Source organism: Acetobacter orleanensis (assembly GCF_001581005.1).
In the GTDB taxonomy this organism is placed as follows: Bacteria; Pseudomonadota; Alphaproteobacteria; order Acetobacterales; family Acetobacteraceae; genus Acetobacter; species Acetobacter orleanensis.
Genome location: NZ_LHZV01000055.1, coordinates 25,200 through 52,180, shown reverse-complemented (window position 1 = coordinate 52,180; position 26,981 = coordinate 25,200). Strand labels below are relative to the sequence as shown.

21 protein-coding genes are annotated in these 26,981 nt (G+C 56.2%); 11 read left to right on the top strand and 10 right to left on the bottom strand.

Features of this window, described 5'->3' with window-relative positions:
* Nucleotides 1-7 precede the first annotated feature (7 nt).
* The gene (locus tag AD949_RS04965) at nt 8-496 is read right to left on the bottom strand and encodes a DsrE family protein (protein ID WP_048835850.1); all 489 of its coding nucleotides are present in this window, start codon (nt 494-496) and stop codon (nt 8-10) included.
* Nucleotides 489-1,271, bottom strand: a complete 783-nt coding sequence (locus tag AD949_RS04960) for a HesA/MoeB/ThiF family protein (protein ID WP_048835851.1) — start codon at nt 1,269-1,271, stop codon at nt 489-491. The genes AD949_RS04965 and AD949_RS04960 overlap by 8 nt, the downstream gene beginning before the upstream one ends.
* A gap of 249 nt (nt 1,272-1,520) precedes the next feature.
* Here AD949_RS04960 and AD949_RS04955 point away from each other — a divergent pair, with 249 nt between their 5' ends.
* Entirely contained in the window at nt 1,521-2,132 is a 612-nt protein-coding gene (locus AD949_RS04955) for a DUF2939 domain-containing protein (RefSeq protein ID WP_048835852.1), read from the top strand.
* An 11-nt stretch (nt 2,133-2,143) separates the two neighbouring features.
* Here AD949_RS04955 and AD949_RS04950 read toward each other — a convergent pair whose 3' ends face one another.
* Nucleotides 2,144-2,377: a DUF3126 family protein gene (locus AD949_RS04950; RefSeq protein WP_048835853.1), complete on the bottom strand. Its 234-nt coding sequence runs from the start codon at nt 2,375-2,377 to the stop codon at nt 2,144-2,146.
* Nucleotides 2,378-2,606: 229 nt separating this feature from the next.
* On the opposite strand from AD949_RS04950, the gene AD949_RS04945 reads away from it, so the two are divergent.
* The 6 genes from AD949_RS04945 to AD949_RS13710 all read left to right on the top strand — a co-directional run bounded on the left by AD949_RS04945 (nt 2,607) and on the right by AD949_RS13710 (nt 11,660).
* Nucleotides 2,607-3,284, top strand: a complete 678-nt coding sequence (locus AD949_RS04945; protein WP_048835854.1) for a hypothetical protein — start codon at nt 2,607-2,609, stop codon at nt 3,282-3,284.
* A 377-nt stretch (nt 3,285-3,661) separates the two neighbouring features.
* Nucleotides 3,662-5,554, top strand: coding sequence for an alginate export family protein (locus AD949_RS04940; RefSeq protein ID WP_082064712.1), 1,893 nt, complete (start codon nt 3,662-3,664; stop codon nt 5,552-5,554).
* A gap of 243 nt (nt 5,555-5,797) precedes the next feature.
* Entirely contained in the window at nt 5,798-7,798 is a 2,001-nt protein-coding gene (locus tag AD949_RS04935) for an OPT family oligopeptide transporter (protein ID WP_048835855.1), read from the top strand.
* A gap of 174 nt (nt 7,799-7,972) precedes the next feature.
* Entirely contained in the window at nt 7,973-8,956 is a 984-nt protein-coding gene (locus tag AD949_RS04930; RefSeq protein ID WP_048835856.1) for a glycosyltransferase family 2 protein, read from the top strand.
* A 218-nt stretch (nt 8,957-9,174) separates the two neighbouring features.
* Nucleotides 9,175-10,125 carry a glycosyltransferase family 2 protein gene (locus AD949_RS04925; protein WP_052944560.1) on the top strand — a complete coding sequence of 317 codons (951 nt, stop codon included), beginning with the start codon at nt 9,175-9,177 and terminating at the stop codon, nt 10,123-10,125.
* A gap of 20 nt (nt 10,126-10,145) precedes the next feature.
* Complete coding sequence (locus AD949_RS13710; RefSeq protein WP_158319953.1) at nt 10,146-11,660, top strand: glucosyltransferase domain-containing protein; 1,515 nt, start codon at nt 10,146-10,148, stop codon at nt 11,658-11,660.
* A 516-nt stretch (nt 11,661-12,176) separates the two neighbouring features.
* Here the strand turns inward: AD949_RS13710 and AD949_RS04915 are convergent.
* The 3 genes from AD949_RS04915 to AD949_RS04905 all read right to left on the bottom strand — a co-directional run bounded on the left by AD949_RS04915 (nt 12,177) and on the right by AD949_RS04905 (nt 17,885).
* Nucleotides 12,177-14,561 (bottom strand): TonB-dependent receptor, encoded by a 2,385-nt coding sequence (locus tag AD949_RS04915; RefSeq protein WP_048835859.1) that lies wholly within the window; start codon nt 14,559-14,561, stop codon nt 12,177-12,179.
* A gap of 143 nt (nt 14,562-14,704) precedes the next feature.
* Complete coding sequence (locus AD949_RS04910) at nt 14,705-16,999, bottom strand: glycosyltransferase family protein (RefSeq protein ID WP_048835860.1); 2,295 nt, start codon at nt 16,997-16,999, stop codon at nt 14,705-14,707.
* 70 nt (nt 17,000-17,069) lie between these two features.
* Entirely contained in the window at nt 17,070-17,885 is an 816-nt protein-coding gene (locus AD949_RS04905; RefSeq protein WP_048835861.1) for a universal stress protein, read from the bottom strand.
* Between the two features lie 271 nt (nt 17,886-18,156).
* Between AD949_RS04905 and AD949_RS04900 the strand changes: the two genes are divergently transcribed.
* The gene (locus AD949_RS04900) at nt 18,157-18,942 is read left to right on the top strand and encodes an alpha/beta fold hydrolase (RefSeq protein ID WP_048835862.1); all 786 of its coding nucleotides are present in this window, start codon (nt 18,157-18,159) and stop codon (nt 18,940-18,942) included.
* Between the two features lie 38 nt (nt 18,943-18,980).
* On the opposite strand, the gene AD949_RS04895 is transcribed toward AD949_RS04900, so the two are convergent.
* Genes AD949_RS04895 through AD949_RS04885 form a run of 3 tightly spaced genes read right to left on the bottom strand, consistent with a single transcriptional unit; the run spans nt 18,981 to nt 23,003 of the window.
* A complete protein-coding gene (locus tag AD949_RS04895; protein ID WP_048835863.1) occupies nt 18,981-19,214 on the bottom strand; it encodes a hypothetical protein in 234 nt (77 codons plus the stop codon).
* A complete protein-coding gene (locus tag AD949_RS04890) occupies nt 19,201-20,817 on the bottom strand; it encodes a PepSY-associated TM helix domain-containing protein (RefSeq protein WP_244463370.1) in 1,617 nt (538 codons plus the stop codon). The genes AD949_RS04895 and AD949_RS04890 overlap by 14 nt, the downstream gene beginning before the upstream one ends.
* The gene (locus tag AD949_RS04885) at nt 20,814-23,003 is read right to left on the bottom strand and encodes a TonB-dependent siderophore receptor (protein WP_082064714.1); all 2,190 of its coding nucleotides are present in this window, start codon (nt 23,001-23,003) and stop codon (nt 20,814-20,816) included. Before AD949_RS04885 ends, AD949_RS04890 begins: the two co-directional genes overlap by 4 nt.
* Nucleotides 23,004-23,253: 250 nt before the next feature.
* Here AD949_RS04885 and AD949_RS04880 point away from each other — a divergent pair, with 250 nt between their 5' ends.
* Both AD949_RS04880 and AD949_RS04875 read left to right on the top strand, forming a co-directional pair.
* Nucleotides 23,254-23,634 (top strand): hypothetical protein, encoded by a 381-nt coding sequence (locus AD949_RS04880; protein ID WP_048835917.1) that lies wholly within the window; start codon nt 23,254-23,256, stop codon nt 23,632-23,634.
* Nucleotides 23,631-23,819 (top strand): helix-turn-helix transcriptional regulator, encoded by a 189-nt coding sequence (locus AD949_RS04875; RefSeq protein ID WP_048835864.1) that lies wholly within the window; start codon nt 23,631-23,633, stop codon nt 23,817-23,819. The genes AD949_RS04880 and AD949_RS04875 overlap by 4 nt, the downstream gene beginning before the upstream one ends.
* A gap of 153 nt (nt 23,820-23,972) precedes the next feature.
* Here the strand turns inward: AD949_RS04875 and AD949_RS04870 are convergent, their stop codons facing one another.
* On the bottom strand, nt 23,973-25,631 hold the full coding sequence (locus AD949_RS04870; protein ID WP_048835918.1) for an NAD(P)/FAD-dependent oxidoreductase: 1,659 nt from the start codon (nt 25,629-25,631) through the stop codon (nt 23,973-23,975).
* Between the two features lie 103 nt (nt 25,632-25,734).
* Here AD949_RS04870 and AD949_RS04865 point away from each other — a divergent pair, with 103 nt between their 5' ends.
* Nucleotides 25,735-26,970, top strand: coding sequence for a cation diffusion facilitator family transporter (locus tag AD949_RS04865; protein ID WP_082064715.1), 1,236 nt, complete (start codon nt 25,735-25,737; stop codon nt 26,968-26,970).
* The last annotated feature ends 11 nt before the right edge of the window (nt 26,971-26,981 follow it).

The window sequence follows — 26,981 nt, the reverse complement described above, 5'->3', positions numbered from 1 at the left end:
GCGGTTTTTAGAAAACCGCCATCCGCGCAGCGCCCGCCCTGTCCAGAAACGTAGGCAGGCCCACAACTCCCACGCCCTCAGCCAGAGCCCCGGCGGAAAGACCCATAGTCTTTAACCCGGAGTCGCATACCATCAGCGTCGCATCCATTTCCAGCAGGGCGGTCCGCAGGTCATCCAGCCCCGCCACACCGGCAGCAGTGCGCCAGTCTGCGTGCGTGCCATCTTCCAGCCCCTCCCATCTGGCACAAAACGCCGCCACACCCGCGCCCATACCAAACAGCACCACACTCTGCCCCAGCGCGCAGGATGTGGCGGCCAGCATCAGAGCCGCATGAATGCGCTCATAGCGGGCTTCCACAATCATCAATGCCAAGTCACATGGCGGGAAAGCGGATGCGGCCACAGCAGGGGAAAAACCAGTGCGGCCAGACGGTGTTACGGAAGGGGTGGAGGAGCCAGCAAAAACCCCGCCTGCGTTTCCAGATAAGTCAGCCATCGGATATCTCCCGGTTCACGGCCCCGCATACGGGGCATGTCGGGTCCCGTTGCAGGGTGATGGTTGTAAAACGTGTGCTCAGAGCATCCCACATCAGCAGCCGCCCGACCAGTGATGTGCCAAGCCCAAGCAAGTCCTTCAAAGCCTCTGTGGCCTGCAAGGTGCCCATCACGCCGGTCACCGCGCCAAACACACCCGCCTCACCACAACTCAGCCCATCTGCTAAACCATCAGTCTGCGGGTAGAGGCAGTGGTAGCACGGCCCGCCCCGCGCAGGATGGAAGGTGGATAACTGTCCTTCAAACCGCTGCACGGCAGCAGAAACCAGCGGCTTGCCTGCCCGCACACAAGCGGCGTTCACCAGATAGCGCGTCGTGAAGTTATCGCAGCCATCACAGACCAGATCATACCGGCTAACCAGATCATCCACCGTCTCCGCTGTCAGCCGCATGGGCCATGTTTCCAGCACAATGCCCGGATTCAGGGCCTCCAGCCGCGCCCGGGCGGACTCCACCTTGGGCGTGCCGACAGATTGCGTTGTGTGGAGAATCTGGCGCTGAAGATTGGAGAGTTCGACTGCATCATCATCCACCAGCCCGATGCGCCCGACCCCCGCGGCCGCCAGATACAGGGCTGAGGGAGAACCAAGTCCGCCAGCCCCCACCACCAGAACGGATGCGGCCTTCAGAGCCGCCTGACCAGTCCCACCGACCTCAGGCAGGAGAATATGGCGGGAATATCGCTGAATTTCGGCTTCCGTGAAATCAAACGCCATCTGAGCGCCTTCTTGCTGCGGGCAGGGTGCCTCTGCGGATGGAATAGGCAGACTAAGTCTGATGAAATAGCCGGACGCCCCTCTTATGCCATGCCGGGGTTTTCCGCGCTCTGTGCTTTTTCAGCAAAGGGCGGATGCACGCATCTTCACGTTTTCGTGATAAGCTGAATTCATATTCATGAAACTATGCATGGGTGGCATGCGTCTGCTATAAGTGAATTGCAATTTTAGCATAGGAGGACTGCCTCAATGACCGCCCTCACCTCAGCCGGGCCTGTTACCCGGCGTGCCAGTCTGAATACGTTCCAGGCCGCGCGCAGAGTGTGTGTCGGCGCATCGGCGGCAGCCCTTGGCCTGTATCTGGCCTCTCCGTTCGTCACGCTCTGGTCCATCGGCTCCGCGCTCCAGACGCATGACATGAAAACGCTTGGTCAGGCCATCAACTGGTCTGAGTTGGATTCGTCCATCAAACACCAGACGCTTTCTGGCCTGCATCTGGAACAGGTGTCGGATGATCTGCCGGACTTCGGCTCGTCCTTCGCCACAACGGCTGTCTCCAACGCTGTGGATTTCACCGTCACACAGGCCAATCTTGGCACATTAGTGGATCAGGCTGTGCCTGCCGCCATTCCGGCCAATCAGCCTGCGCCGTCCTTCATGGCATTGGCGGAAAAGGCCTCCGTGCGCTTTACCCGGCTGGACCAGTTTGAAGTGGACGTGCCCCTGCCCGGCCACGAGCATGACACACCGCTGAAAATTGAAATGCGGATTCAAAACTGGCGTTGGAAAGTGACAAAAGTGGAATTTCCCACCCCGCGCACGCCCATCATGCAGGCATCCGCGGCACCGTCCAACGCCTGAAAAGCTGCGGCTTATTTTTCAGCCGGCAGGTCTTCTTCCAGCAGGATGATGTTGATGGCGTAGGAAACTTCACCTTCATCATCATCCCGATGAATCGTGCCAATCACTTCACCGTCCACAGCCAGCTCAACCGACATGCCAGCGCGCGGCGGCGGGTTGACGGAGAGGCCTTTGGCCCCCAGCAGGCGGCGCAGTGCTGTCTGCAAACGGGTAATTTCGGAAGAAGAGGGAGACGTGCTGCTCATGGGAAAAAATCCTCAAGGGGCGGGGTTACACAGACAGACGCCTTAAAGCTCTGACCAATCCGGCCCGCTATAGGACACACGCCGCCTCCGCCGCAACCTTTCCGTGCTCCTGCCTTCACACCGCCATTTTCTGCCTGCCTCAATAGGGCATACAAGAGATCGTTTCAGTTCAGTTTTTATTTACGGCTCCTTTCTGTGAGCCACTTGTTCAGGAAAGGAGATATTTCTCATGCGCATACCCCGCTTTGTAATCCTTTCCGCTCTGGTTGCCGGCGCACTGAGCCTGTCCACATTCTCTCACATGCCACCACGGCCTCTGGCAGCGGATATGCACCGGACCACGGCCGTCACGGACAACAGTCCTACAAAATCCTCCGCGCCGCAGACTGCGGCCTCTTCCGCAGCACCCGCTCCAGCGCCAGCCAGCACCTCGCTGGCGCGGGCATTTTCAGCGCCGCAGGAGGCCACACCCGCTACCCAGACAGCGGCAAACCAGCCATCCACGCATCTTCTCCACATGCTGGAAAATGATGGGCCGGAACAGACCGCCCGTACTCTGACCAAAAGCCATAAATGGTCAGACGTGCGGCAGGCTGTTGCGACAGGTCAGCCGGAAGCGGCTCTCATGCTGACGGAATTGATGCCAGAGGCAGACCCAGCCACCGCACTTTCCCTCCGCAGCGCCATGCGCCGCGCCCTGCCCACGCACCCCGCTGAGGTGCTAGCCGCCATGGACCAGACAGACGGACCGTTATTTGGCGCTCGCGCTGTCTGCTCCCCACACGGTATGTCCCGTAACTGGCAGAGCAACGCCCGCAAGGCCGTGGCCAGCGTGCATGAAATCCATCTGATTACGCGTGAGCGGGATTGTTTAAGCCGACTGGGCGGCCTGCCACAGGCAGGCTGAACCGGCACTTAAACATTTCGTGTTACACGCAAACGCGAGCGGACAGCGTTCGCATTTAGTTATAACAATAACGCACGCCAGAATAACAAAAAACGCATGGCTGTCCGTTTTGATATGCCATGGCGACAATAAGGTCGTGCCGTCATGCTCATGCTCCCCCGCCCCGGTTCGGGCTTTGTCTTTCCATTGCTCTATGTCCCCGGAGTTACGCCGCGGCGCCGCGGGTCACACGGCGCCAGCCTTACGGGCCTACAAGCCCCTAAGCAGGCGCTCCATTCGCGCGCCCGCGTTTAACCGCCGCTTTTAAAACGCAGCGTCTATCCAACGCACGTTTTATGGCCTCCCTCCGGTTTTCTCCTTTTTCAGAGTGTTCTGTCATGAAGCACCTGTCCGCTCGCAATGCAGGCGCAGACTTCGCGCACTGCGTAGCCGCCTGCTCTCCCCGGTTCAGCTTTTCCAGCAGCCTGTCCACACCTCTGTCTATTGTACGGCTTGTCTGTCTAGCCCCTGTTGGCGCGCTGCTTGCCGCCATGCTGCCCCCTGTGGCAGCCCACGCGCAAAGTGCCGCGACAGCCCCAACTGTCATGCAGGAGCCGGTCCATTCTGACAGTAACCTCAATGTCACGCATGACACCGCTCCCGCGCGGTTGTCAGACGTGGTGCGTAAGCAGCCGAAAGAGCCTGTTGCGACAAACGGCCCAGAACACCATTCGACCGTAACCCCGGCCAACGGCGGTTTCTGGGACAACATGCTGCTGCCCCCCCTCTCCAGCCGTCCAGAAGCCTATGGCCAGCCGCAGTCTCTGGAACTCAAGCCACTGCCTACTGCCCTCCTGCATCAGGGGCCATGGGGCGTATTTAATGCCAATACCGGCGCGGCCTCTGGGTTTGGCACAGTCGGGTATTACGCAGTCTCCCGCTGGGCAGAAGACTGGTCTAATCTACGCGACAAGAAAAACCGCATCGACTGGGCAGACCCGCTGAAATATATCCCACTGAACAATAGCGGCTCAATCTACCTCACGCTGAGTGGCAACTTCCGCCATCACGGATTTTATGATCAGCGCGCCGGCTTTGGCACCATCAAGAAAGACCCGTCCTACCGCTCCACCCTCCGCTGGAATGCCGGCGCAGACCTGCATCTGGGTGAGCATGTGCGTCTCTACGGAGAGTTGTTAAGCGGGCAAGCCGGAGGTATCAATTACTACGGTTACGCCGGAGGCCGCTGGCGCAGCAAGCTGGATGCCCAGCAGGCTTTTCTGGAAGTCAAAGGTCATCTGCTTGGCGCCAATATGGGCGCTATGGTTGGGCGCATGTCCTTTCTGGATGCCCCTCCTTACTTTACGGCAGGCAGCGTTTACCCCACAGTTCCCTATTCTTGGAACGGCGTGCGCGGCTATGCCTTCTGGAAGCGTTTCCGCGTGGATCTGTTCGACCTCAGCCTGACCAACAACGCTCCCACCACCGCGTTTCATGATCAGGTTGGCTGGAAAACCCGTCTGTTCGGGGCTTACACGTCTTACGCCGTGCCCAACTTCAAATTTCTGGACAGAAACAGCCAGATTTTTGTGGACACCTTTTATCTGGGCTACATTCTGGCCAGCAATCCCATTGCCAAAACAACCGGAACCATTGCTGGCTCCACGCATCGTGACACACCCGGTATGCGTATCTGGGGCAATGCTGGCCCGATTGAATTTTCTCTCGGTGGCATGTGGCAGGGCGGCACGTTCTACGCGGCCAAAAATGGCCCGACACGGCCCGTTTCTGCTTACTCCTTCAACAGTACTCTCTCATGGCGCTTTGCCAAATGGTGGGGCAAACCTGCTATTGGTATTCAGGCTGATGCCATTTCTGGCGGGGATACCCGCAAAAGCCAGACCAGCAGTTGGGGGAACTTCCTCTCCCCCTTCGTGCCCAGCGCCTACTATCTGGATATGAGCACCTACATCGGCAACTCCAACCTGATTGATGTCGGCCCGCTGGCCACCATTGCCACCAGCCGCAACACCAGCCTGCTGTTGAAAGTGCCTGTTATCTGGCGCAACAGCACGAATGACGCTATTTATGCCAACCCCACGGCAGCCTATAACTTCCGCCCGCAAGGCGGATACACAGCCACCATGCCGCAGGCCAGTTTTACATGGCGGGCCACCCGACACGTCACCTTCAGTCTTGACGGCGAATATATATTCGCTTCCCGCGCCATGATTAAAGCCGGAGCCTCTTCCGGCGCATATGTGCAGAGCAATCTGGAACTCACGTTCTAAAAACAGCCTACGTTTTGAGAATACGCCCGCACTCTAAAATACAGGCCTGATGGTCCCGCGCTCCGCCCGGTCCTCAGGCCTGTTTTCATAACCGCTCCCCTCATCGCATGCGGCTTTTGTACCATGCTGGCACAACTTCTTTCGCGCTCTCATTGCTTTTCCGGTTCATTCAGGGGAGACAAGCCGCATCAGGCAGCGTATCGCAATAGGCATGACTTCTGATACGACGACGAGGCTCCGGGTATGACCGCTCCATCCCCCCTGCACACTCCTTCCGTGCGTGAACTCACCGTGCGCGGACTGATTCTTGGGGCGTTGATTACCATCGTCTTCACAGCGTCCAACGTTTATCTCGGACTACGGATCGGGCTGACTTTTGCCTCCTCCATCCCCGCCGCTGTTATTTCCATGGCGGTCCTGCGCGCCCTTGGGCGCAGCAGCCTGCTGGAAAACAACATGGTGCAAAGTCAGGCCTCGGCAGCGGGCACGCTGTCCTGCGTGTTTGCCACCTTCCCCGGCCTGATCATGACAGGTTTCTGGCACAGCTTTCCCTTCTGGCAGACAGCGGGCCTCTCGCTGGCTGGCGGTATTGCGGGCGTATTGTTCACCATCCCCTTGCGCCGCGCACTGGTAACAGAAAGCGCCCTCCCTTACCCGGAAGGCGTGGCGGCGGCCGAAATTCTGCGCGCGGGCGGAGAGAACGGCAACAGCAAAAGCCTCTCCGCGCTGGTCGGCGGCGGCATTGTCGCCGGTCTGTTTTCCTTCGCCTGTAGCGGCCTGCAAATTCTGGCCGATACGGTCAGCATTACCGGAGCCGCGGGAGCTGCTGTGTTCCGTCTTTCTGGCGGCCTGTCTCTCGCCCTTCTGGGTGCGGGCTATCTGGTCGGGCTGGCGGGCGGTCTTGCCATGCTGCTGGGCTGCGTTCTGGCATGGGGCGTGGGTGTGCCGTGGCTTACAGCCCATATGCCCAACCCTGAGCATCTCGGGGCTGCCGATTTTGCCACGGCCATCTGGCTCCATAAGGTCCGGTTTATCGGGGCCGGGGCCATCGCCATTGCCTCACTCTGGACACTGGTTGAACTGATGGGCCCCGTGCTGCGCGGCCTGAGCAGCGTCTTCCGGGGGCGGAGCGGCACTATGGTACCAGATGCGGACCGTGACCTCTCCCCTCGCAGCATGATCGGCCTCTTTGCCGTGACAATCCTGCTGCTGGGTGGTCTGTTTGCTGCATTTCTGGCCCCCATGGCGCATGGTATCTGGCCCGCAGTCTGCGCGGCCGTGCTGTTTTGCGTGGTGTTCGGCTTTATTATGGCAGCGGCCTGCGGTTATATGGCGGGCATTGTCGGATCATCCTCCTCCCCTATTTCCGGCATCATCATTATTGCCGCTGTGCTGTGCGCCCTGATGATTCTGGCGCTGGAATCCCTTGGTCTGATGCCTGCGGAAATGATGGCGGATGGCCAGACTCTCGCAACCGGCTTCACCATCCTGCTGCTGTCCGCCATTACCGCCACAGTCGCCATTTCCAACGATAACCTTCAGGATCTCAAAACCGGCCAGCTTGTAGGGGCCTCCCCGTGGAAGCAGGAAGTCGCGCTGATTGCCGGGTGTGTGGTCGGGGCCGCCGTGATCCCGCCGGTGCTCAACCTGCTCTATCAGGCCTATGGCTTTGCTGGTGCCCCCATGCCACGTCCCGGCATGGACCCGGCCCACGCTCTTGCCGCCCCCCAACCGGCACTGATTGCGATGATTGCAAAAGGGATTTTCACGCAATCACTGGACTGGAGTATGCTTTGCATCGGCTTTGGGCTTGGTGCGGTGCTGATCGGGCTGGACCTGTTGCTGCGCCGACGCCATCTGGCGCTGCCGCCGCTGGGCGTGGCGGTAGGGATCTACCTGCCCGCCTCGGTCAGCGTGACACTGGCCGTAGGTGCCGTTCTAGGCTGGGCGCTAAACCGTAAGCTGAAGGAACGCCGCAGCACAACAGGCGGCTTTGGCGAGGCAGACCGCCTGCCAGAAGCTGTAACGGAGCATGATGCCAGCATTGGCACCATGGTGGCATCCGGCTTTATTGTGGGAGAAAGCCTGACTGGCGTGGCTCTGGCCGTGCTATCCGGCGCACTGGGGCGAGACGATGCCCTCTCCCTCGCTCCGTGGCTGCCCGCTGGGGCTCCTGCCATATTGGGCCTTATAGCCTTCTGCGCCGCTTGCTTCTGGTTTTCGCGAAAAGTCTTACAAAAATAAAAAACGGGGATACAGAAGAATTTGATTTCTAAAAATCTTACATTCTTCTTTCCCACGAGACTATTTTTTCAGAAATTCCCCTGAGAAGCAGCTATCGCAAAGTGGTGCAGAAAATGATATTCTCTATCTTAAAGAAGTTTTTGTTTTCTGACCAAATTGAAAGCTTGTTTTTTGATGCTAGCCTTGCCCGCAACGCCGCGTAACAAACCCCGACTTGCCATTGTGGTGCCCTGCTACAATGAAGACGAGGTTTTTGCGTATTGCCAACGGGAGCTGAGCCACCTGCTTGATACCATGGTGCAGGAGCAGGCGGTCCAACCGGACAGCTTTCTTCTCTTTGTAGATGATGGCAGCCGGGACGCAACATGGGCGCAGATCAAAAACGCCTGCGCTAAAAATCAGCATGTGCAGGGCTTGAAACTCTCCCGCAACGTGGGCCACCAGTCCGCGCTGCTGGCAGGACTGGAAACCGCAGTCCGGCAAGCGGACGCCATTCTCAGCATTGACGCCGACCTTCAGGATGACATTCAGGCCATCCCCCGCATGGTTGAGGCCTACCGGGCTGGATATGATGTTGTGTATGGCGTACGGGAAAGCCGACAGACGGACTCATGGTTCAAGCGTGCCACGGCAGAGAGTTTTTACAGGCTGATGACCGCCATGAAAGTGCGGCAAATACCCAACCATGCAGACTTCCGACTGCTTAGTCACCGTGCGCTTACCGCCCTCCTGCACTATACAGAACGCAACACCTATCTGCGTGGCCTTGTGCCTTTGGTTGGCTTCCCGTCCACTGAAATCAGCTATACCAGAGGGCTCCGCACGGCAGGCGTTTCCAAATACCCCTTCCGTAAAATGGTGGCCCTCGCTGTGGAAGGTATCACCTCCACAACCACAGCGCCTTTACGGCTGATTGCGGTGCTGGGCCTTTGCATCTGCCTGCTCTCTCTGGCTGCGGGTTTGGCTGTACTGGTGCAAAAATTCAACGGTGCCACCACAGCAGGATGGCCGTCCCTTATTCTCTCCGTTTTCTTCATGGGAGGCGTCCAGATGCTCTCTCTGGGTGTAATCGGCGAGTATATTGGCAAGATTTATCTGGAAACAAAGCACCGCCCGCGCTTTCACGTAGAAAGCTTTATAGGCGGAACAGCAGATTAATACGTTGCATTTTTAACTTCTGACATTTTTAAACAACAAATCTTTCTTATGAAACTGAAAACAAGAAGTATCTTGCCAGTTCTTATAGTTGCCCGCGCCAGTCCAATGCGGCATAGTCCGCGCGTATCTGCGAGACCAAATTTTTCTAATAAAACAGCGCTTTCTTATTCTGGCAGAATGCACTTTGAAATGTCGTCGTCATGGGTAGCAGGTCATCAATGCCAAGCTTAATTTCTTTAGTTGTACCGTTTTATAACGAAGGGGAAAGCGTTGACCTCTTTGCGCAGGGCATTCTGCCGGTCCTTTCCACCCTCTCCGATACGGAGTGGGAAATTGTTTGTGTGGATGACGGCAGCAAGGACGATACACTCAAACGGCTGATCGCGCTTGCATCGCAGGACAGCCGCTTTCGGGTGGTGGAGTTATCCCGCAATTTCGGCAAAGAAGCCGCAATGACGGCGGGGCTAGATTCTGCAACGGGTGCCGCTATCATCATAATTGATGCTGATCTGCAAGATCCCCCCGAGCTTATTCCCGATATGATACAGGCGTGGCGGCAAGGGGCCGAAGTTGTGCTGGGGCGGCGCGTTGACCGTTCAACAGACAGTGCCGCCAAACGCCTGACAGCCTCTTGGTTTTACTCCCTGCATAACAAACTCTCCAAAATCAAAATTCCTTCCAATGTTGGAGATTTTCGATTGATGGACCGCTGCGTAGTAGATGCACTCCAGCAACTTCCAGAACGCCAGCGCTTTATGAAAGGGCTGTTCGCATGGGTCGGGTTCCGTACCGTCACGCTGGATTATGTCCGCGCCGCCCGTAACGCTGGGGAAACCAAGTTCTCGGGGCTTGCCTTATGGAACTTCGCGTTAGAAGGCCTGACTAGCTTTTCAACACTCCCCATCCGCATCTGGACATATCTTGGCTCTATCGGGGCACTGCTGGCCCTTCTTTATGGCCTGTTTATTGTGGGCCGCACTCTCTTTCTGGGAAATTCCGTACCCGGCTATGCCTCCATCTTCTTTGCCGTGACATTTTTTGGTAGCATTCAGATTATCAGTATTGGTATGCTTGGAGAATATATAGGTCGCATTTACATGGAAACCAAGCAGCGTCCCATATATCTTGTAAGAAAAATCCATCAAAATTCCCCCACTTCCCTTTCATAAATTTTATGGAATTCAGAAAAATGACGACAAAATACAATATGGAAAATAAAATGGAAAAATTTAGGAAGTGTTTTTTAGAATTTAAATACGAGTTTATATTTTTATATTTAATATCTTTTATTTATATACTTCCAAGAATTCTTTCTGATGCTGATTATAATGATGATATATTCAGGTCATCAACTGGAGATGCTTATTGGTGGTATTACAACGGTCGACCATTAGTGGTGTGGACCATGCGGGCGCTCAATCAAAATCGTCTTCTGGCCGACAGCACTCCCCTACCTGTTATCTTGGGTATGGTATTGTTTGTTTTTTGCTGCACTTTTATAATGAAATTATTTCCAGAAAACTGCAATAAAACTACAAAAATTATATTATGTTCTGCATTTATTTTAAATCCGTTTTTTATATCAAATTTTTCTTATAAATACGACTCACTTCCAATGTATATTTCATTAAGTCTAGCAATAATAGTCGCCCTTAAAAGAGAAAAAAAGCCCCGTATTTTATCAGAAATTCCAATATTCGTTTTTTTATTATCTGCACTTTGTTTTTATCAAGCTGCTTTAAATTTAATAATTTCTTTAATGTCAATAAATTTATGCATTTCAGCTCTAAGAGGAAATATTAATATTCGTCAACAAATATACCGCGCAATAACAGTCATTTTTTCTTATCTGACCTATACAAAAATTATAGCTCCATATTATCTAAGATTTATTTACATTAACATGTCACAGCATATTAATTTTGATCATGAAGGTATTATTTATTTAAAAAATAACATCAAAACATCTTGTCATCTTATTTTTAATTTTTATCATGGAAATTTAATGCATATTTGCATTATTTCTTATTCTATTATTTATTTTTTAGGAATTATCTTTATCATTCGCAAACCTAAATCTGAAAATCTGACTAATATCTGGGTTCGTCTAGCAGCCTATATCAGCGGAATAGGTATCATCATACTTTGCGCTCTAAGTTTAACCGTATTCCTGAAAAACCCTGACATTCAGCCCCGCGTCTTGCTAGGTACGTTCGGTTTCGTGATTTCAGCTCCTTTAATTTTAGTTTCCATATCATGTAAGCCTGCATATCAATTCTTGGCAGCATCACTTTGTGTCATACAAATAATACCCACGCTTGCTCTTTCATTTTCTTTTGGGAATTATCTAAAACAAGAGTTTATACACGATGGTGATGCGATAAAAGAAATAGAATTTCATCTCGCGCATTATACAACGAACGCACAAACAAAACTTACTTTCCTTAATGATAATCCCTCCACATCTTCTATGAATGTCAAAAAGGCTGTTCATCCTTTAATCGCTAAATTTATGACAACGCAAGGTCTAGGAAGAAACTACGATTGGTATTCAAGAGGCTTTTTAAAAATGAATAATATAAATTATGACTTAGATAATGCATACAACCTAGGAAATAAATTCGTCCCTACTATGAAAACATGTCACGTCGCAACATCGTTTACAGAAAATCGGATTACGGTCGCGTTCCAATCGCAATGTTAACAATATGACAAAAGGAAGAGAGTAAAAACTCTCTCCTTTTTTTCGGATTCTCCAGATACGACGCGGTAAGGAACTAGCCCCTCTCCCTTACCCACTCACAAATCCGGGCCGATACGCCTATTTTTGCCAAACCCCAGCCCCAGCAGAGTCAGACCTGCCAGAAAACCCGCACCCCATTAACAGCGATTTAAAGTTAGAGGTCTCTAACTGGCTAGCCAACACCGTCTTCAATGACATAGGCCACATCATCAATGCCGCGTGGAACAATCTGGAGGGTTCTAAAAACCCTCCTTTTCCGCCTGTGTGAAAGTTGTAACCCATTGATATTGCTATATTCAGAAAATGTAAAATGAGGTTTTTAGAACCCTCCATCTCGTCGCTCTCCCCAAAACCATCCGTTCCATCGGCCTCAGAAAATGGACTCATAAAGGTCAAAGGTGATAGCCCTTGGTATTAGCATGCAAAATCAGAGGGCACGCAACATGCACATTAGGTGCGCTCTGTTCTGATTTTTACTTAGTATGTCATAGAAAGATTAAACAAAAATGCCCGGCCGATAGACGGCGTAACGCGGTTGGCAAACAGGTTGCCGTAATTCAGGCGGTTATCGAGGTTGTAGCCATTCATCGCCACTTTCCAGTGTGGGCCAAACTGGTGGGATACAACGGCATCAAACTCTACGTTTGCCGGGACGCGGGCCGTATTGGCTGGGTCCAGAAACACGCCTTCCCGCCATGTCACGCCGCCACCCACAGTCAGGTTGTACGGTTTTTTGGGGGCAATTTCATACGTCGTCCACACCGTTGCCTGATTGCGGGGCACATACTGAACCTGCTTGCCAATGTCAGCCGGTGTGCCACCTGTTGTTTCACTATCGTAGCGGGCGTAGGTCGCAATGACGTTCCAATTTTTCAGAATCTGGCCGGAAGCACTGAGTTCTATCCCTTGGTTGCGCTGGGTATCGCCAGAGTTAATAACGCTGCCATTGCCGGGGTCTGTCAGCAGAGAGTTGCCTTTTTCCAGCCGGAAGACGGACGCTGTAAAACCAATCCGGTCGTGAAACGCGGAATATTTTGCGCCCAATTCGTATAACCTGCTGCGTTCCGGCGCAAATTTCGAGTTTTTGGGCGAAAGTGGCTCGGAACTGTTGGTCACATAAAGGCCCAGCGGCGTGGTGGATTCAGCCCAGTTGAAATAGACCATCGTATGGTCATTCGGCGTGTACATCAGGCTCACATTCGGGTTGAAAGTATCCTGATTCTGGCTCAGATGCGTGTCTGCCGTTGTCGCCACACCGCCCGTGGCACTATAATTACTGCTCCAGTGATCCCACCGGAAACCAGCCTTGACTGAAAACCACGGGGCCAGCCAAGCCTGTTCTGAAAAGAATGCGCCAACATCTGTCGCCGCACTCGTTTTCCATTCCTTACGGCCTACACCATTAGGAATATTCACCAGATTATCCGGATGCAAAGACCCCACACCAACATCCAGCCCCGGAATATAAGCTGCCGGGTTCAGTAGGTTAGCCCAGCGGCGCGCTCCGGGATTGTTGTAGGCGTAATTCTGGCGGCGATCATAAACATGCTCAATATCCACCCCGGCAATCATCTGGTGTTTGATAGTGCCAGTATTAAAATTTGCCACGGCGGAGGAGACATTCTGCACGGACCAGTCATCCTGCTGGTACGGATTAGGGCCGCCAAGCCCGCCAATACGGGAAACCTGCGCTGTTTGCGGGTGGGATGAGAACAAGGCACTGGTGCAGGCCGCGTTACAGTCTTCCTGAGATGCCGAGAAATACCGGCTATACAGACCACCGCGTGTATCATTGTAAACAGTAACGTACGGGTTTACTTCCCACTTCAAGCGGCCCGTCAGCATATCGACGTTGGAATTATCCTGATCAAAAGTCGTGCCATACCAAGTAGTACGCCGCACACCGTATTCCGTAACCGGCCTGCCATAAGCCGCGCCGGGTTTTGTCACCACAGGCACCCCATAGTCTGGAATACGATTATCGGTCTGGTGGAAGTATTCCACCGTATAGTTTACTTTTTTGCCAAGACCAAAAATAATGGACGGCGCAATGCCCCAGCGGTGGGAAGAAACAGCATCCCGCCCGACCATATCGTTCTCGTTCCCCATGCCTGTCACCCGAACGGCAATGGTATCGGTAATTTTGCGGGTAACATCCAGCGTGCCGCGATAATACGCGCCACTCCCGCCGGAGAAACTGGCCCCAACATGGTTCTGATCATTGGGAGTTTTGGTGGTGATGTTAATGGCTCCCCCGGTCGTGCCGTTGCCAAACACCTGAGAAGACGGCCCTTTGATAACCGTTATGTGGTCATAATCAAAAGAATCACGGGTATAAACACCAAAGTCCCGCAAACCATTTTCATAAATATCGTTCTGCGCGGCAAAGCCACGGATAAGGAACTGATCCCCTGCCATTCCGCCTTCGCCCTCACCCACGGATGCCGTAATACCCGGCACGTTTTTAAGGGCTTCATCCAGTGACTTAACGTTCTGCTGCTGCATCAGGAGTTGCGGCACCACGTCAATCGTCTGCGGTGTGTGCAGCACATCCTGCGGCATACGGCTGATGCCAATGGGCGTGCGCAGCGTGTTCATGGGGGAGGATGTTACCACCCAGCTTTCGGCCTCGGTGCCGTCCTCTGCCTTGACCATCTCAGGACCGTGGCCTTTGGGGTTGGCCAAAACAGCCTGCGGATGAGCGGCCTGATTGGCGGTATCAGCAGGCGTGCGCGGGGGCAGAGCGGGCTCTTTTCCCGTTGAATCGTCGGCAGCCATGGCAGGAAAGGCCGAGCCACATCCCAGAGCCAGACCAAAAGCCAGAGGTGCCGGAGAAAGCCGCCGGAATGTGTGTTTACGCATGGGAAAAGCAGCCTGTTATAAATTAAGAGCCTGAAGACACTGTGCAGTAACAGCGGATGATAATGATTCGCAAATTCAGACTATGCATGGCTGCTCCGCTTTGATCAAGCGCCCTTGTTCCCTCTCCCACTCACGTTTCCGGGTTAGCAGGTCCTTTTTTTGGCAAACCCCAACCCCAGCAGAGCCAGACCTGCCATAAAATCTGCCCACCCCCACACCATAAACGGCGGCGTAAAGTTGAACCGGATATCCGCCTGCCCTGCTGGCAGAAGGATGCGTTCAAACAAACCATCCTCAAACATCGGTACGACAGAGTGGCCATTGAGGGTGGCGGTCCAACCCGCCATCATCAACTCCCGCCGGACAAGAAAAGACGGAGCCGCGCACTGTGTACGCACTTGCGTCCGGCTCTCTGCCTGCACGCTACATCCAGCACCTGCCTCAAAATACGGGGCCGCATGTGGTAGGCGATAGACATCGGCTGAGGCATCAGAATACAGCAGCTTCAGGCGGTTTTCAGGCGCAAGCGCCTCGCTGCCCGGCAACGGAAAACCATGCGGCACAAGGGCGAGCGCCACACCCAGCTTTTCAAAAATTTCTGGTCTTTTGGCGAGCGTTTCCGCCAGAAAGAACTGTCCATCCGGGCGGTTGGGCGTAATGCCGTCAAACGTTACCGGATTCACATCCGGGCCAAAATCGTGCTGCATACGCTCAACCCATGCGCTGGGCATGGGCACACCGTTATGGTTGAGCGACGGCAGGCGGAAATAGGCCCCGTAATTCGGGGCAATCACGCCCATAGACAGGAAACGCTGCAACCCCAGTTCCCGTTGTACGGTTTGCAGCAATGGCACATTACGCGGCAAGGCAGGCCGCATGCATACAAGGGGCACACAGAATAACACCAGCGCTTCCCCCAGCAGCCCCGCGCTGACAAGCGTCACACGCCCCCGCGCCGTCATCCGGCGGCCTGCCCTCAGCAAGCCCGCCACACACAGCGCAACCGTCATGCCGCCGAACAGGACAGACGCGACCTCATACCCCCATGAGGGAACCGGACCATGACTATACGTGCGCAAGGCCGCACGTGTGGGCGCATTCAACCACCAGACGCCGCAGATAACTGCGGTCAGGATGGCTCCTGCCCACACTACCGGCCGTTTGAAATATTCCCTGACCTGCACGGCGTGTACCCCTGACGTGGCACAGCACAGATCATCCAGCCCGAGCAGAGCCAGTATCAGAAGAGCCGCCTGCTCTGCCGGAAAGCACAGCCGATAAAACACAGTGCGCCCCACACCGGGCAGAGCATCTACCAGTTGCGTGATACCCGGCAGATTGGCCTGCTTGCCCACACACACCAGCACATATGCTGCCAACATCAACCGGGCTGGGCGCTCGCGTTTTCCAAACAGAGCCACCAGCGCCAGAAAAGGCACGACCAGACCAGTATAGCCACCCATGGCCCACCATGCGTCAAGCTGTTCAGCATGGCCGTAAAAAAACAACCCGTTAACGTAAGGGAAAAGCGCCATCAGCCAGCTTGAACGCGGCAAACTGACATCCATCATCCCCGCATGCGGGCCAACCCATGCTTCGCGCAGAAAATCTGCAAACGCGATAATCTGTGGCGCCGCCAGTAAAAGTGCGGCACTTCCTCCAGCCAGAATACGCAATGCAAAAGAAAGCCGCGCAGACGCAGGCTGCTGAACAAGTCGCAGGACAGCCCAACACAAACCCAGCGTACCAACCAGAAATGCAGTTTCCGGAAAACCCGAGAGCAGCAAATACCCTAACCCAACGCTCAGCCAGCCCCACCCCCCTAGGCCCTTATGAAATCTGGCCTGCTCAATACCAAACAGGACCAGTGGCAAAAACGCGAGTGGCTGGCTTGGTCCGTCAGATGCCCATGCATATGTGCCGTTAAACGCATACAAAACCGCGCCCACCAGCACGGCGCGCCCATCCAGCCGTAACGCCCGTAAGAACGCATACATCGCCACACCGGCAACAATTTGCAGGGCGATTTTCATCAGCAGCAGCCCGCCGGGCAGCCCTAATAGCAGCACAAAGGGGAAGAAGAACGCAGCAGGCTGATACTCGCCCGCGAGCGGCATACCCACCCCGCTGTAGGGGTTCCACCATGGCAAAATGCCCTGCCGCCAATCAGAAGCAACAAGATGGCCTAACGCTTGGACAATAACGCCCGCGCAGCCGTCAATCCATCCGGGCAGACCGGGCAGCAGCCCCCCTTCCAGCCAATCCCGCCGGGTGGTGGTGGCGACGGACAGGATAGAGAGCGGGTCTGACGTGATATGCCCCGGCAGAAAAGGACCAATCAGCTCCGGCAGATGGACGAGAACAGGCAGCAGCACCAGCAGCGCGACATGCCAGAGCGGCCAGCGGCGTAATGCCGGACGGGAAAAAGCGATATCCATAGGCCTGCTTTAGCAAGAAGTGGCCTGCTCTCCTACACGCAAACGCCGCTTTAGCGACAGGACACCCGGATTAATGGTGGAGCAAAACCGGCACCGCCGGATGCTGGAGGATATAATCCGTCACGCTGCCCATAATCCGGTTATAGAGCTTGCCATGCTGATAACCGCCCATGACAAGCAGATCCGCTTTTTCATGATGCGCAATCTCCAGCAATTCCTGCCCGATAGCATCCGGCCCCTGCCGGTGCGGCAGATACGCACTGCCATATGGAATACCGGGCAGCAGGTCCGCAGGCATTGTCTCCCCTTCAGAAGACAGAACCGTTACGGCCTCCGCCTGCCCCAACAGCACACGAGACGCCGTAAACGCTTTACGGCAGCACGGGGATTCACGCCATGCCATCAGCACGGTATGGCCACAGGGGCGGTCCCAGAACGGTGGCACCAGCAGGACCGGACGGTTTGTCTCAAAAATGGCGGCACGGAGCGCACGCTGTTTCTGCTCACTATCTTGCCGGTCAGGGAAGCTGAGGAGAATCAGCCCGGCATCTTTGCCATAGCCACTGATAATCCGTTCCACGGCAATTTCCGGGTCCAGCCAGTTGACTTCCACTGCGGAAAGCCGGTCCGCCGGGGAGCCATATTCCTTTTCCAACCACTGATGAAAGGTTGCATGCAGGCTGTCCGCCCAGTCCCGCTGGTCCTGCCGCATGACAAAAATGCTTTCTTCCGTCAGCCCCATCGGGCCGAGGCCCTCTTCCGGCGGTTCCCGCGCGGCCAGAACGTCAATCCGGTCTCCGCCCACCTGTTTGATAAGGGATGCCGCCAGAGAGAGCAGCACCACGGCCTGTTCGGGCCGGTTAAGGATAACGAGGCAGCGTTGCATAAAAACCGTCCTTAGTTCTGTCTCGAGTTCTGTCCCGTCTCAGACACATCACACACGGCAAAAAGAACTGCCGGATGGAGACGGTTTCGCTTCAAGCCACCATAGACATAAAAGTTGCCAGTCGTGCAGCGCTGCAATACGCAACAAGCCCAGTCTCTCAGGAAGGTGAATAAAAAACCGCGCACGCCCCCTCGCCTTCACGGGAAAGATGGGCGAAAGTTCGGCCGGACCTGCTCTCCAGAGCCTTGTTTTGGATAGGATAAAACACGCCGTGCTGCTGAACGTGATTGAACGGGGCCCCGAAGCGTCCTCAGACGCCCAGAGCCTTCCCCCTGTTGTTCTGCTGCATGGACTGTTTGGCCGCGCCCGCAATCTGGGTTTTGTGCAACGCAAGCTGGCCGCCACCCGCCGCACTCTGGCACTGGATTTACGCAATCATGGGGATAGCCCCCACGGCCCCATGAGCTTCCAGATCATGGCGGAAGACGTGCGGGAAACACTGGAACACCACAACGCCCTACCCGCCATGCTGCTGGGCCATTCCATGGGTGGCAAAACCGCCATGATGCTGGCCCTGCGCCACCCGGACTGCGTGCATAGCCTGCTGGTGGTGGACATTGCCCCCGGCGAGGGCGGATTTACCCGCATGGATGTACCCGCCGAACTGGAAAAGCTGGACTTCCCCCCGCATCTGGACCGCGCTGAAGCCGATGCCCTGCTGCGCCCGCTCATTCCCAATGAGGCCATCCGGCAGATGATGGTGCAGAACATGCGGCTGGGGGATAACCCCGGCTGGAGCATAGGCCTTGCGGATATCATGACGGCCCTGCCGACCATTATGGGCTGGCCGGATCTGCCGGAAGGCACGCAGTATAATGGGCCGACCCTGTTTATCCGGGGCGAAATTTCTCCCTATATCCAGCCCAAAAACTACCCTGCCATGCATCGCCTGTTTCCGCACTACACGCTGGAAACCATCAGCGGGGCCGGCCACTGGGTGCATGTTGACGCACCAAAACGCTTTGCGGAACTAGTGGAGAAATTTGCGGAACGGTAAGCGGCAAACCGTTAAACGCTCCCTGCACCGCTCCCCTGTTATCGCAGCCACCGTCTGGCGGTATGGACTAGCGCGGTTGTGATAACCGCAAAGGCCAAAGCACAGACCCAAAACACAATGGCAAAGGCCGTGTTTTCCGTGCTTATCACATCCAGACACAGGCTGGCGGGCAGGAGGAAACCACCGGCCCACCGCATACCCGCCTGACTGAGAGACAACAGAAAAACACCGCAGGTTTGCAGGGCTGTATAAAAATAATCATACTCCGTCATGCACCCTCCTCATGGAACGAAACGCCTGAATGCAGCAGGCAGCCAGACAGAGTGAAACAAGCGAGACGCCGCACTCCACGCGCTCTCCCCATGGTGCGCTCAGCACACTAATACCGATGGCCTCAGCCGCTCCAAGAACTGCCAGAATCTGCCAGCCTTTACGGGCAGGCAGCGTGAGTGCCAGCAGCAGGAGCAGAAACCAGACAGCGAAAACCACCTGTATTTCCCGCTCCGCACGGTTAGCCAGCGTAACTGGCAGCAGATGGTTGGCCAGAAAGAACGCTGCAAACGCAACAGGCGCACCCGCCACCACACCCACATTGATACGCTCAAGCAGCACAAGCCGGACACTGTCACCCCGACGCAAACGCCGCCGGAGCCAGAGCCGCAGCCCGCTCCCGGTGACAATCAGCAACAGAACACCAGAGCCAAAATACAGCCACCGTGTGGCCAGAGGGGCAAAATGCGCCACATGCAGCCCGTACAGCACGGCAAAAGCCGTCACAACCGGGCGTTCTTCATGTGTGTCTGACAGAAGTTTTCCTGTTTTTCCCTCAAACCGCAGCACATGCGTGCCAAAAGCAATCCGGTCGTTATTATCCCCCAGAACAACAATGGTCGCCGCTTTGTCGGATGGGTTATAGACGTAAATCTGGTTCATCCCCTCCGTTTTCAGGCGCTCTGCTGCTTCCGCCAGCACCGGGCCTATGGGGGCCAGTGTGGCCGCTGTGCCCGTCGCCTCCGGTGAGGAAAGGGAGGGAGCCAGCGCACTCTCAAACGCCGCGGCATCTGGATAATGCGCAAGTGCCGCCCACGGCATAACCAACGAGGCCAGCGTGACAGCGCCAGTAAACGCAATGGTCAGATGGAAGGGTAACGCGGCGACCCCCGCCAGATTATGGGCATCCAGCCAGCTTCTCTGCCCCTTTTTGGGTCGGAATGTGAAAAGATCCAGAAAGATCCGCCTGTGCGCCACAATACCTGTCAACAACACAAACACCAGCGCGAGTGCGGCAATGGCGGCAATCAGACGCCCCCACGGGTAGGGCAGTTGAAGTTCAAAATGAAACCGATAGAAAAAATCACCGCCCAGCGTATCCCGGATTGTATCCGGCGCGCCTGTTATCGGGTCCAGCGCCCGCTGGATAAAAACCCCGTTTTCATCCCACGCGGCCCAACTGAACGGTGCGCGTGCGCGTGCTGGCGTAATATACCATGCCGAAGCATGCGGTGCGTGCTGGCTGAGCCAGCCAAAAGCGGCAGAGGTCGCGGCGACCGGATCCACCGCCCCCGCCCGGAGTTCCGGCCGCGCCCAAAGACTGATTTCGGGCCGAAAGACACTCAGCGTACCGGATAGCGTGATGACATAAATCAACCATCCGGTGAAAATGCCCGCCATATCGTGCACCTGCGTCATGGCGGCGCGAAAACCGGTGCGAACACGAGCAAACCCCAGCATGGCCAGCAGCGGCCAGCCAGCCAGCGCTACAAAAACGCCCGCCAGCACGGCCGTAACCGGAGAGGCTGGCAGGACGCCCGCCACCCCATAACTCAGAAGGGCCGCACCCGCGTAAGCGAGCAGAATGACCGCGAAGGATTTCACCAGGAGAAGCCTATGCTGCCCTGTGCGTTCCGCCGCTCCCCATAATAGCAAAATGCCTGACCATAAGACGCATATGCCAGACAGTTTGACACAAAATGCTTATCAAACAGATTGCGGACACTGGCAGACGCCGTCCAGCCATGCAACGAGGGAGAAAGGTTGGAGAGATCATACCGCAAAGAACCATCAAACAGCGCATAGTTTGGCAACCAGACGCTACCGTAACTGGCCTCCCCACCATACGCGCTGGCGGTGTACCGCATCCCACCGCCAAAACCGAACCCTTTTAGGGAGCCTGAAGGCATGGTGTAGAATGCAAACAGGGAGGCATTACCTTTGCCTGACTGGATCAGCGGTTTTCCGGTTGAATCATCCCGCACTTTCTGCACGCTGACAGCGGCTGTGACCATCAACCCTTTATACACATCGGCATGTGCTTCAAACTCAAACCCGTCGGAATGGACTTTTCCGCTCTGCACGCTGTAGGGCAGGCTACCGACGGAAACCAGAACATTGGTCTGCTCAATATGGAAACCTGCGGCGGTCAACAAGACAGGCGTTCCGGGAATCTGATATTTCAGCCCACCTTCAAGCTGTTTGCCGATAGACGGACTGGCCTGCCGCATGGTCTTGCCACCATCATTCGACACAAGACCCGATTGTGGCTGGAAGGATGTAGAATAGCTGATGTAGGGCGCAAGGCCGAAATCAAAATGATACAGGCCAGATGCCCGCCATGTAATCTGGCTAGGCCGCTGCCGCGTATCAGACCCGCTGAACCGCTCAACCTGACGGGACCGATACCAGTCATTCCGCAGGCTGCCATTCAGAACCAGTCCGCCCCAGTGCACTTCATCCTGCCCATAAGCCCCAATCTGGTGTGAATCCGCGCGGTACCGCGCGCCTGCCACCTGATCTGCAAAGGTCATATGGTAGTTGGGGTGCAGCACGTTCAGGTCCGGAGCAGTTCCCTGCGTATAGAGCTCTCCCGCCTGCTGCCACATATAATCATACCCGAACATCAGCACATGCCGCAGCGGGCCTGTGTTCACATGGCCCTTAAACTGGCTGTCAAACGCCAGATTATGCACATGCTCGTTGGTGCCATAGGCATAGCGCGGCACAGTATCCGGGCTGTTGTAATAGCCCGCATCATAGACGCTTCTCTGCTCAACCTTGATGTCATCATACCGCCCGCGGGAGTTAAAGCTCCAGTCATTATTAAAGCGATGGGTAAAGATGTAGGTGAACGCCCCATGTTTACGGTTGAATTTTTCAACGGCAACATCACCATCATAAAAATTACGCGGCAGATACCCAAAGGATGCGGGTTTTAGGGAGCCCTCCAGCGGCACACCACCATAGGTGCCACTTTCCGGGTCATACTGATAATTGCCAAGAATGGTCAGTGTTGTCGGCCCGTCTCCTCCAAAACTGAAAGATGGGCTGATGGAAAAGCGGCGGCTTCCGGTTTTGGACAACTGGGTGTGCTGGCCGTTGACCGTGCCATAAACCCGGTAACGCACAGAGCCATTATCTGAGGCAAAGCCACCCACATCCGCATCCACACGGTAGAGATCAAACATCCCCCCTGTTGTGGTCACCCCGCCGTAAGACCGCTGGGCCGTGGGCAGTTTGCTGGAGAGTGCGGCAAGGCCACCGGGGCTGGACTGACCATACAATGCGGACGCTGGCCCTTTGAGCATTTCCACCCGTTCCAGCCGGAAGGTGTCGGTCTGGCCAACGGCATAACCCGTTGGGCTGTCCTGCATTTTCAGGCCGTCCAGAAAGGTTGGCACACTAAAGCCGCGCAGCAGAAACTGGTCATACCGCGTTCCAATGCCGCCGCGCAGGTCAGGTGTAATACCAGCGGTATAGCGCACGGCCTGATTAAGGCTCAGGACGCCACGCACATTCATCTCGTTCCGGGTAATGACGGAAACAGACTGCGCCGTTTCAATCAGCGGCGTATCGCTTTTGGTAGCGGAGGATGCTGTGGTGGCCAACCTGCGCCCCTGCACGTTAATGGCTTCCGCTGCGGCAGAGCGGACTGCCTTTTTTTGCGATGATCTGTTGAGAACAGAAGGTTTTTTGGCGGCCCCTTTTCCATCAGGCTCAGCGGCAAGAAGCGGCTGGCTGATACAGGTAACCCCCAGCACGATGAAAAGGCAGGCAGTACGAGACACGGTGTTCTTTCTCCCACGAAGACATCACCCTCTACATGATTCTAAGAATTACTCGCAATTATATTTTTGCAACAGTCTGCAAAAATACACCCGCGCCAGTCTGGACAGCCCTTTGGGAACGTTGCCGGCCTTGCGGCACCAACATCCCCCTTTCATCACAGGTCCATTCAGCACCGATGACGATAGTGGAAAGGACGCTTTACAATTCGAGTTCACACCTGTACAGGGCACTTTACAAGGAGACGCTCTGATGTTTCGATTCAAACGCTATCTCATCGAATTAGGGAGCGCGGTTGCGCTGTATGCTGTCCTGCTCTTCGGCGCTGCCGCGATCGAGCGGACGCTTGAGCCTACAGGCGCGCTGAAACTCGCAATCAATCTGATACCGATGCTCGGCGCCTTTGCCGTCGCATGGGTAATCCTGCGTGCGCTCTGGAGGCTGGACGAGATGCAGCGCCGTATCCAGTTCGATGCCATTGCCATCTCTTTCCTCGGCACCGCGCTTGTCACCTTCGGGTGGGGGTTTGCCGAAGCCGCGGGGCTACCGCATCTACGGGCCTTTCAGGTCTGGCCAATCATGTGCGCCTTCTGGGGCTTCGGTCTTTTCATCGCCCAATGGCGCTATCGATGAACAACCGGATCAAGGAACTGCGGCTCGCCCGTGGCTGGAACCAGAGCGACCTTGCCGAAGCCCTGTCCGTCTCGCGCCAGACGGTCAACGCGATCGAAAACGGTCGCTACGATCCCAGCCTGCCGCTCGCCTTCACCATTGCCGGCGTGTTCGGCCTCAGGATCGAAGAGGTGTTCCAGCCATAAACGGACGGTTTCGAACGTTCAGCCTTTAAAAGGCAGACAGGACATTGTGTGCCGTGACCACGGAACTTCGGGACATAAAAGACACCGCGTTCAGGCGCAAAACGGTACGCCAGCCCCACGGGTGCCAGTTGAAACCGCCGCCTGAAACCCCGGTTAAAGCCCCAGCCCGTCCACTGTTTTTCCTGCAAGATCCAGCGCCACGGCTTCCGCAATCCGGATGCCGTCAATGCCTGCGGAGAGAATCCCTCCGGCATATCCCGCGCCCTCACCGGCCGGATACAGGCCGGGGGTGCTGAGGGACTGGCCATCCGCCCCGCGCGGAACACGCAGCGGGGAAGATGTGCGGGTTTCAACCCCGGTCATCACGGCATCTTCCATCGCAAAGCCTTTCAGCTTGCGGTCAAACAGCGGCAGGGCTTCCCGCAGGGCGGCCACGGCAAAGTCTGGCAGGCAGGTGGACAGGTCCGCCGGTGTCACGCCGGGTTTGTAGGACGGCACGACCTCCCCCAGCGTTGTAGACGGGCGACCAGCCAGAAAATCCCCCACGCGCTGGGCCGGAGCCTTGTAGGATCGGCCCCCGGCCTCAAACGCCTTGCGCTCCCAATGGCGCTGGAACGCCATGCCCGCCAGCGGGTCATCCGGGTAATCCTCGCCGGGGCGCAGATCCACCACCATGCCGGAATTGGCGTTGCGTTCCGCACGGGAATACTGGCTCATCCCGTTGGTCACCACCTGCCCTTCTTCAGACGTTGCAGCCACCACGGTCCCACCGGGGCACATACAGAAGGAATAAACACCCCGCCCGTTGCTGGCATGATGCACCAGCCGGTATTCCGCAGCGCCCAGCAGCGGGTTCCCAGCGCTGGGGCCAAACTGGGCCGTGTCAATTACGGATTGCGGATGTTCAATCCGCACGCCAATAGAAAACGGCTTGGCCTGCATCTGCACACCGGCCTGCTGCAACATCGCAAACGTGTCGCGCGCGCTGTGGCCCACCGCCATCACCACATGGTTTGCGGCAATCACCTCACCGTCCGCTGTCCGCACGCCTTTGACGCGCTGCGTCCCCTCTTCCAGCACCAGACCATCCACGCGGGTGCCAAAGCGATATTCCCCTCCGGCAGCCTCGATTTCCGCCCGGATATGCTCCACCATAGACACCAGCCGGAAGGTGCCGATATGCGGATGCGCCAGATACAGGATTTCTTCCGGCGCACCGGCCTTTACAAACTCTTCCAGCACCCTGCGGCCCAGAAAACGCGGGTCCCGCACCTGACTATAGAGCTTGCCGTCCGAGAATGTCCCGGCCCCGCCCTCGCCAAACTGCACGTTGCTCTCCGGCGTCAGCACGCCTTTGCGCCACAGGGCAAACGTATCCACCGTGCGTTCCCGCACCACCTTGCCGCGTTCCAGAATCAGCGGGCGCAGGCCCATCTGCGCCAGCGTGAGAGCCGCCATAAAGCCGCACGGCCCCGCGCCAATTACGATGGGCCGCAGATACCCCGGTTTACTAGCCAGTGCCGCGCCATCCGTCACCGGCGGGGCCCAGCGCATATCCGGCGCAATGTTGACATGCGGGTCTTTCGGGTGTTGCGCACGGTAGCGCGCCAGCACGGCGGCTTCATCCCGCACGGCGCAATCCACGGTGTAGACCAGAATAATCGCGCTCCGACGTCGTGCATCATGCCCGCGCCGGAACACGGTATAATGCTCCAGCGCATCCGGCGCGATCTCAAGGCGCGCACGGATAGCCTCTTCCAGTGCTTCGGGGGCATGGTCCAGCGGAAGCCGCAGTTCGGTCAGTCTGAGCATGGCGCGACCTTCATCACCTGTGATAGACAATCAAGGGGCTTCCCTATGCCGGACAGCGTCCAGACGCAACGGGCATCCCCCCGCCAACCTGCAAGGACAGACCATGTCTCAACCGCCGTCCGCCTCTTCCGGCCCGCATACGGACCATTCTGCCTGCACACCGCATGACCACACGCCTACCCAAAACACTGTGCAAGATCATGCGGCCAGCCAGACCACCACACCCCATTCGGGGTCATGCGATGCAGAAACGAGCGACACGGCATCACCCTGCACCTCTCATGATGGCGACCACGCTGCGACCGATCATGGGCAGGCTCAGTGTGCGCATGACGGGCACAACCACGACGAACATGATCACAGTGGACATAATCACAGTGACCATGGGCACGATGACCATGACGGACATAACCATTCCCATGGGTTCGGCCATCATCACGCACATACTCCGGCCTCTTTCGGCCCGGCCTTTGCCATCGGAATTGTGCTGAACACTGTTTATCTGGGCGCGGAAGCACTGTGGGGTGTGCTGTCCAACTCGCTGGCGCTACTGGCCGATGCGGGACACAATCTGTCTGACGTGCTGGCGTTGGCCGCCGCATGGCTGGCGCAGCATTTGTCCGCAAAATCGCCCTCCGCCCGCTTTACCTATGGGCTGCGGCGCTCCTCCATTCTGGCGGCACTCGGCAATGCGGTCATTCTCATGCTCGTCACCGGCGGCGTGGTGTGGGAGTCGATAAACCGTCTGTTCAACCCCGGCCCGGTTGCAGGCAAAACCATGATGATTGTCGCCGCTATTGGTATTCTGGTGAATGGCGGCACCGCACTGCTGTTTGCCTCCGGCCAGAAAAACGACATCAATATTCGCGGGGCTTTCCTGCACATGGCGTCAGATGCCGTGACGTCACTGGCTGTGGTGATCGCGGGCGGACTGGTGTTGATGACCGGCCTGACATGGATCGACCCTGCCATGAGCATCGCCATTTCCGTTATTGTGGTGCTGGCAACATGGTCCTTGCTGCGGGATTCTCTGGATATGGCGCTGGATGGGGTGCCGCGTTCTATTGACCGGGACAGCGTGGAAACCTTCTTGCGCGCACAACCCGGCGTTGCGGACCTGCATGACCTGCACATCTGGCCCATGAGCACTACGGAAACGGCCCTGACCGTGCATCTGGTCCGTGCCACATCCCTCCCCGCAGGTCAGACGGAAACCCTGTTGCTGCAAAACACGGTGGAAATACTACGCACCCGTTTTGGCATCGTGCACCCCACTGTGCAGATTGAAAGCGCGCACTGCCAATCGCCCTGCCATCTGGCAGATCCGCACACTGTCTGAGACCAGCCACG